5 protein-coding genes are annotated in these 8,228 nt (G+C 53.8%); all 5 read left to right on the top strand.

The window, feature by feature from the left end:
• Positions 1-1,039, top strand: a 1,039-nt coding sequence (locus tag DW850_RS08680; RefSeq protein ID WP_117786837.1) for a sugar nucleotide-binding protein, incomplete at its 5' end; no start/stop codon positions are given.
• Between the two features lie 762 nt (positions 1,040-1,801).
• Entirely contained in the window at positions 1,802-2,437 is a 636-nt protein-coding gene (locus DW850_RS08675) for a HEPN domain-containing protein (protein ID WP_055287434.1), read from the top strand.
• A gap of 1,550 nt (positions 2,438-3,987) precedes the next feature.
• Positions 3,988-5,784 carry a P-loop NTPase fold protein gene (locus DW850_RS08665; RefSeq protein WP_158565253.1) on the top strand — a complete coding sequence of 599 codons (1,797 nt, stop codon included), beginning with the start codon at positions 3,988-3,990 and terminating at the stop codon, positions 5,782-5,784.
• A 275-nt stretch (positions 5,785-6,059) separates the two neighbouring features.
• Positions 6,060-6,905 carry a hypothetical protein gene (locus DW850_RS10210; RefSeq protein ID WP_055287428.1) on the top strand — a complete coding sequence of 282 codons (846 nt, stop codon included), beginning with the start codon at positions 6,060-6,062 and terminating at the stop codon, positions 6,903-6,905.
• A gap of 11 nt (positions 6,906-6,916) precedes the next feature.
• Entirely contained in the window at positions 6,917-8,125 is a 1,209-nt protein-coding gene (locus DW850_RS08655) for an AAA family ATPase (protein ID WP_158548965.1), read from the top strand.
• Positions 8,126-8,228: the final 103 nt, after the last annotated feature.

Here is an 8,228-nt window from a genome sequence, read left to right as displayed (position 1 = left end):
CGCCCACTGGTCGCTCGAGCTGAAGAGGACCTACACCTTCGTGAACCTCGCCGACCCCGAGCTCGCCATCGAGTGGCCGATCCCGCTGGAGGAGGCCACCGTCTCCGAGGCCGACCTCAACCACCCGATGCTCAAGGACGTCGTCCCCATGGCGCCGAAGCGCACCCTCGTCACCGGCTGCAACGGCCAGCTGGGCCATGCGGTGCGCGCGCTCGCCGAGGAGCGCGGCGTCGCCAAGGACTTCGACTTCTGCGACATCGACACCTTCGACATGTCAGACCCGGACGCCTACGTACAGTACGACTGGTCGCTCTACGGCACCGTGATCAACTGCGGCGCCTACACGGCCGTGGATAAAGCCGAGACCCCCGAGGGCCGCGTGACCGCCTGGAAGGCCAACGCGACGGGGCCGGCGCTTCTCGCCCGCACCTGCGCCGGGCACGGCATCACGCTCGTGCACGTGTCGTCCGACTACGTCTTCGACGGCACGGCCGAGGTCCACGACGAGGAGGAACCCTTCTCCCCGCTGTCCGTCTACGGCCAGACCAAGGCGGCAGGCGACATCGCCGTGGCCGGCTGCCCGCGCCACTACATCATGCGCTCGAGCTGGGTCATCGGCGAGGGGCACAACTTCGTCAAGACCATGAAGGCGCTGTCCGACCGCGTCGCCGACCCGGGGGATAAGCTCGCCCAGATCACCGTCGTTGACGACCAGCTGGGACGCCTGACCTTCACGCGCGACATGGCCGCGGCCATCTTCCACGTGCTGGAGAACAAGGCCCCCTACGGCACCTACGGCTGCACCGGCAGCGGCCGCGTCGCCTCCTGGGCCGAAATCGCGCGTGAGGTCTTCGAGGCCGCCAACGGCAACGGCGGCAAGGTGGTCCCGGTCTCCACGGCCGACTACTACGCCAGCGCCGCCGGCCCCATCGCACCGCGCCCGGTCCACTCCGCGCTCGACCTGTCCAAGCTGGAGTCCGCAGGCTTCGACATGCCCGACTGGGAGGAAGAGCTGGGGGAGTACCTCAAGACGCTCTAGTCGCTCTTAATAAATATGCGAGAATCAAAGCCGCCGTTCTTTAACGGCGGCTTTTCTTGTGCCTGGCGTATAGCTCTGTGCCGGTAAGTGCGGTGGTGGTCACCAAGCGAGAACAGCCTGTCGAGCTCATGCTAGGAGTTCGCGACGGGGCGGTTGACGGCGACCTGCCCGTCCCGGGTGAGCATGCAGGCCCAGTGGAAGGACTTCCCGACATCGAGCTAGAGGACGGCCCTCCTCGCGGGCGCTGCGTTGTTGGCCATGGTATCCTCCAATCGTCGGTCGATCGGAAGCCGTTTCCCGCGACACCCACATTACCTGGCCGTGGCCATCTTCCCTGAGGTCCGGCAGTTTCCTATCAGTCGTCTGAAACGGCGACGCCTGCGTCGGCAATACCCCCCGGGACCTCTTCGGGGCAGGGAAAGACGGCCGTACGCGGGCGCCCGATCGGCGGCCCAGACGGGCTTGCTTGCATCGTATGCGACACCGGGAAATGCATCAACGGGGTATCGAATAGCTCGTTTCTGACTGTAATGGGGCTTCGTCGCCGGTCGAGCAAAGTAGCCGGACCTTATGCGCTCTGGAGCGTTATCCATCTCGTAACGTTTCCCCGCCATTCATGGGCGTCTGAGTTTCTGGCATCGCTGTGGGCACCGCATCAGCTCAGATGTACTATCTATTGGTCTATTATGGCGAGGCTGTGGACGAGTTCATCGACTCGAAGTCGGGGGCGAGGATAGACGCGAAGACAGGAGGGATTCTCTGATGGATAGCGTGTTCAATGACCATGTGTTCCCTAAATACAAGGATCAACAGGTCATGAAGCCTCAGATGCATGGCTTCAATGACCCCACTTTGAGGAATTTCATGCTGTTGGACTCGTCTGCCCTGGTGAAAGACGAGCTTAAAGCCGACAGGTTCGACGATGAGTTCATTAGATCCTTCCTCAATGCCGCCAAGGAGCTTGCGGCCGCCGGGAGGAGAGCGACCGACAGGCCGGGCATGTATGTGATGCTGGAACATTCCTACGCGATTCCGGTGATGTTCCTCACAAGGCACTGTATTGAGCTTTCAATCAAGAGGGCGATAAAAAGATGTGGGGCTAAGCCTAAGAAAGACCACAGCCTTACAAACCTGTGGAACTCCTTGCTCTCGAGGTTTCCGGGGCAAAAGTGCCGTGAAGACAATACAACCATCAAGAACATGGGTGCTTTTGTAAAAGCCATTGCCGAAATCGATGACAACGGCATCAGTCTCCGCTATCCGCAGGACAAATCAGGCAGACTGACGCAGGACAGGCCGCTATTCGTGAATGACGAGGAAGTTGTCTCGTATTTGGAGAAGTTCGTAGAGCAGCTTCAGCTGATTGACTTCGATTATCTTGTCGAGAATGGTAAATAAGTGGTTGGAAGCTGGTCTTTATCGTTTGTAAAACCAGTGGTTGGAATCATGGTTGTATTAGCCGGTTAATCAGAACAGCTGTTGATTATTTTTTAACAGCTTAATTAAGATACCTGTAATTTATGCATAAAAGGTAGTGAATTGCTACCTTTACCATATGGATCTGTGAGTAAGTGCTTCGAGATGATGATGCCGATCTCGCTTCAATTTATGGGTGTATCGAAAAATAAGGGCGGAGTCGCTCTCGCGTTCCCGCCCCGCAAACCCGAATGATTCTGACTTTCCCGTTATCCGGAACGGCCGGGAAAGTTCGCGTCTCAGTCCGGAAAACCCAATGCTTAAAGCGACGATGCCAAGGGGCTACTCGGTCAGCTTCTTGCATCCGTACCAGGTCAAGGGGAGGGGCAGCCTGTAGAACGAGGTCGGCTCCATAGGGATCTCCTCGAGACTTCCGTTGCCTCGCCGAACCCACGAAGTTCCGTTTGCGTCGGTGAAAGCCGTTTCGGGTGCCGTGCGTACTCCCATTCCGTGCCCTTCCGTCGGGAGCCATGTGTACCATGCTCCAGGAGGAAGCGTGCCGACGCAGACGCGGTCGGGAAAAGCGGGACGGTTGTCCTCTCCTTTGAAAGAGGGGCCGGCTCCGCTAATCCCGACACAGGTGACGATTACGTCGTAGACGGGGGACTCGCTTTCGTTTCGAAGCACGACTAACTGCCAGACGAATCGATTGTCCTTGGGCTGATCGGTTCGGTTTCGACCCCCTTCGTACCATGCCGATATGCGGGATGGCTGATACCGCTTGATGTCGTCCTCCCTGTTCCTTTTGTTCTGGCTGCTTTGCCGCAATGCGGCAATCAAGGTCCCCAAGGTAAAGAATCCGATGAATGCTTGGACAATCAGATTGGCGATGTCTATTTTGTTGTCAAAAGTCACTGGATGGTCACCGGCTTAGCGTCGTGGGGCGATACTTCTAACTCCGAATAATAAGGGATGATCGATGGTTGCCGTTTCGTAAGCGTATAAATGGGTGCGTCTCAACAGCTTGTTTTTCTTAAGGCAAACATGCTGCAACGCCAATTCAAAGAGGTTGCGGTGATGCAAGCAAACGCCAATCGCAGGAACAAATGGGCCGACCGCATCGAGCGGTGCCTCTCGTCCAACATGAGCGCGGAAGACTGAGTAAGCTCAACCACTTGAGAGAGTCGCGCCTTTACAGGTGGTTTGCCAGATTCAGAAAAGAGGAGCCGCAACGCTTCCCCCGTAGGAACGCCGCCACGGCGAACTAGCTTGAAATCACAAGGGGCGGCATCACCGACGCGAAGTCATCGTGCCCGCGACAAACGGATCTTCTCCGATGGCCTCGGCCGCTAGCGCAGATCTAGCATCGAGTGAGTATTTGCACGTTTCCGTACCGCGAATATTGGGGGGCGCTCAAATACTCATTCGATCGAGCTTATGCCATCATTGTTGTGAACGGGGCGACCTCGGTTGCGGTTTGATCTAGCGCAGCGAAGGAAATCTTTCGCTATAAGTTTATGCAGGAGGAAATAATGGAGACATGCCGGTCAAAAGAGCCTGCTGATCAGCTCATCGATCATATTGATTCCTATCTCAAGGATAAGGACAATCAATATGCAATTGCACTTGAGGGAGATTGGGGATCGGGAAAGACCCGATTCATCGAAGGGAAACTCAACGAGTATCTCGAAAAGGGCGAATACAACCTTGTCCGCGTTTCCATGTTCGGAATTGCCACTGCTGATGATCTATACGAACGTATTGTGATGGCGCTTGTACACCTTAGCGATAAAGGTATGAAGGCGCAAGCTGCTGCCAAAACTATAGGGGGCGCCCTCAACGGTATTTCGAGGGCTTTAATTAAAAGAACGGGATTATCGGTGAATCTCGCCGTCGGGATACAATCCGTTGCCTGCCTAATGCTCAAAAAGAAGCACTTTCTTGTATTCGATGATGTGGAGAGGCGTTCTAAACATAGCGACGATTTGGCGCTATTCGGAACGATGAACGATCTTGTCGAAAGACTTGGATTGAAGGTCATGCTGGTTTCAAATGCCTGGGAAGGAAGTGATGTGCAATCGATGCGAGAGTTCGATAGGGACGTACGCGAAAAGCTAATTTGGAAAGTCTATCCTTTCAAGCCGTGCCCGTCTGCATTGGCCAAAGAAATTCTCATGGGAGATTGTCGCCCATCGGAAGACCTTGATATGCATAGCGCCATACTTGCGGGGGTAGAGGCCAGCGGATGCGTAAATGCTCGGGCAATGATTCGTGCTCATGAGCTAATCAGAAGAATTTGCAGCCTTGAGGTGCTTCAAAATACAGGAATTGCACTTCAAAACCGGTTTTACGCTCTACGGGACGCAGTCCATTTTGCTTTGTTGACCTCCATGGGGAACGCACCTTCCATGCCACAAAACGGAAAGCCAGAGGAATGGCTCAGTCCGGAGGCGCTGGAATACGATCGCAGAGTGTCTCTTTACGAGCAATACTCTGATTTCTCCGTGATAGGTAAGGCATTCGACCCTTCAGGCGATGTAGATATTGAAGATCTCGAACAAGGGTTTAAAACATACATTTGGAAACGGTACCCGAGCAACCGCGATACCCTCGAAGTTAGGGAGATCGCTAAAAGTATGCGGTGCGCTTACGATCTTGATGACGATAATGTAGATGGCCTCGCGCAGCGTTACTATGATTTAGTTACTAGAGCACATTATTCAGTCGATTGTTTGCACGACGTGCTCGAGGTTTATTACCTGCTATCTGACCTCAAATGGGAATGTCCATTTTCGCAAAATGACTTTATCAAATATTGCAAGAAAGTGATCGATGCCGATCTAGACAAAGCTTCTGAGCTCCTCTCTGGACCAGTATTTAGTGCAGACGAAAGGCGGAAAAGACGGGCGCTCGCCGAAGAACTTGAGCGTTATGCTCGGACAGAGCTGAATAAAAAGATGTCGAGTCAGTTGATGATATCTGAGGGAGCGGAGGGACTGACGGGCAGGGAGATTGCTCGACTTCTCAACGATGCTGCAGAACGCGATGTCAAAGTGTTGGTTAATGCTAGTCCGAGAGTCATTGTCGAGTCATTTTGTAGAGAAGATGCGGCGAATCAAGAGGCGCTTCGCAAGTTCTTTGTGCATCTTCATAACGTTTGGATTCCGGGTGGGGTGCCATCGGCGGATTTAGTTGAATGGATACTTGAGATAAAGACTGCACTGGAAGAAACGAACGTTGAAACGAAAACTGGATCAATGAGAAGGCGTTTGTTCTTGAGAAATCTGGAGGAGCTTGAGAGCCGATTTGGGTATCCCGTACAGAAGTAGCACCGATGCTCCACTTGCCGTGCGCTTCAGTGCCAGCGGTCTTGTTTTGCGCTTGCGCGGTGCCGGCTTGATTTCATTTGTTGCATAGATTGAAGGATGCGCCAGTCACGTCTTCTTCGCCGTGCTCACGGTCTTCTGTCCGTCTCGGCTGCATGGTGGGTCCGATTGCTTTTTCGGAGTGGCAATGATACGTATGGTGTGAAACGGATGGTACGCGGATAACGAAGGGCGGAAACAACGACAGCCCCACGCTAAAGGAAAGGAGCGGAGGAACTATGCCAGAAAATAAAATACCAGGCCTCTTCACCGTCTACTACATGAATCAGCAGAAGGTGTTCGAGACGAGGATGCTCCTGGACAACAAACTCAAGACTACAAGCTCCAAGGAAAACCAGAACGGGACGACAAAGAGAGCATCATTGAACGCCGAAGCGGAGCTCAACCCTCCCTTTCTGACGAAACTCAGGGCAAAACTCGAAGGAAGCGTCAGGCACGAAAAACAAGAGAAGATCGTGGACACCCTCGAATACGTGAACACAAATAGCCGGATGCTCGCCGACATAATGGAGCATTGCAAAGCCCCCGAAAGCGGAACAACGCTTGCAGAAGGCGACCTCGCATACATCGGCGATGTCTCGCTGGAGCTCATCAATGAGGAGGAGATTCGAGGCATCATGGCAATCATGAGCGGGACCTTCGACGGAATCACCGTCTCCGATGCCGGAGACCTCGACATCGGCCACATGATGCAATCCTTCATAGGAGACGGCGCAGCCTTCAAGCTCAGAGGAAACCGCGCAAGAAGAAGAACGCCGCTGTACGCGAAGATTCCCCTCGATGGAGAAGAAATGTTCGAAAGCGGGTACACAATCGACGACCTGCTCATCGGAAAGGTCGGCATCGTCGGGATATGCAAAGGGAAAATCACCCCGGCCCAGATGAAGAGCCCCCTCGATTACTTCCAACAGCCAGACGACCCGAAACGCACGCCGCAGAACGACATTGTTATATGCGGAAAGAACCCGTCACCCACCGCCATGACCGGCGGCGGCAATCGGGTAGAACAGGGCTATTACATAGACATCCTTGCTGTCATTCAGGCAGTGTCCTTCGAGGCTTGATAGGCAACGCCATGCGCAAACTCGTCACATACAACAAATCCCAGTATAAAGCCCTGATCGACCAGCTCGGAGACGGCGGCTTCAAGTTGATGTCGCTTCTCGAACTACACGGAAGCGACCAAATCTCCGAGCTCCTCTCCGAGAAAAAGCTCGTCGTGGACGTTTCATCACTTGTGGGGTTACTCTCGGGCGATCTTCAGCTGGCATCGAAATTCGAGCTCCTCGTCCACCAGCTACCCTTTGGCACCCTCTTCATCGGAGACGATAAAACCGTGAACGAAGGAGCATACCAATTGAGAACCATGTTCGACGACATTATAGAATGCGACATCGAGATCGATAAGGACGCCCAGAAGGACAAAAGAGTAAAGAGAACACTCGTATCCCTCGACGAACTCGAATTCAAACAGGTCCTCACCACCCTCGAAAGCGAGCTCATAGGCCAGATCGAATTCAAACGCTCCTTCGAATCCCGATCGCGCAGCTTCAGGCTCTTCAACGCGCTCGACGAGCAGCCGGTATTCTCGTTGCTCCTTCTTGGCCCTTCGGGTGTCGGGAAAACAGAAGTCGCCAAGATTCTCTGCGAGGCAATCGCGCCATGCCAGCCCCTCCCTAAAGTCAATCTTGGGAACTACAGCAGCAAGGACTCTCTAAACTCCCTGATTGGCAGCCCGAGAGGATACATGGGAAGCGAAGAAGGCGAGCTGGGAAAGAAGATCGACTCGTCCGATGCCGGAATTCTCCTGGTGGATGAGTTCGAGAAAGCTGAACCCGCCGTCTGGAACTTCTTCCTCGATCTCCTCGAGACAGGATCGTTCACGGACTCCCAAGGGATGGAGCACGATCTCCGCGGGTTCATCATCGTATTCACGACAAACTGCCCCCTCGGGAAGATCAATGAAACTTTCCCGGCAGAACTCCTCTCCCGCTTCAATTTGATGAGCCACTTCTCCAAGCTAAGCGTAAGCGACAAAAAGTTCTTTGTCGAAAGATACGTATCCATGTTTGCCAAGAAGTACAGGGAGACTGCTCCCAGTGGCTTGCCGACATTGCCGGACGACATCGCCGACAGGGCAATGATGGAAATCGACATTGAAGCGACCGAAAACATCCGGATCCTCAAGAACACAACAAGATCTTGGATCAGCGAATTCGTAGAGAAGGCCCGAAAGAGCAGTTCAATCGCGACGCAGCCCTCCATCATCAACACCCAAACATAACGAATATATGTTCTTATTGCATCGCATCTACATTACGAAATTCAGATTGCTTGAGATGTCTTGACGCAAGTTCAGATTCACTTCGGAGTATCATGCTGTCAAT

Origin of the sequence: Collinsella sp. AM36-4AA, assembly GCF_003467795.1 — a bacterium.
In the GTDB taxonomy this organism is placed as follows: Bacteria; Actinomycetota; Coriobacteriia; order Coriobacteriales; family Coriobacteriaceae; genus Collinsella.
This window is presented reverse-complemented; position numbering and strand designations above follow the sequence as displayed.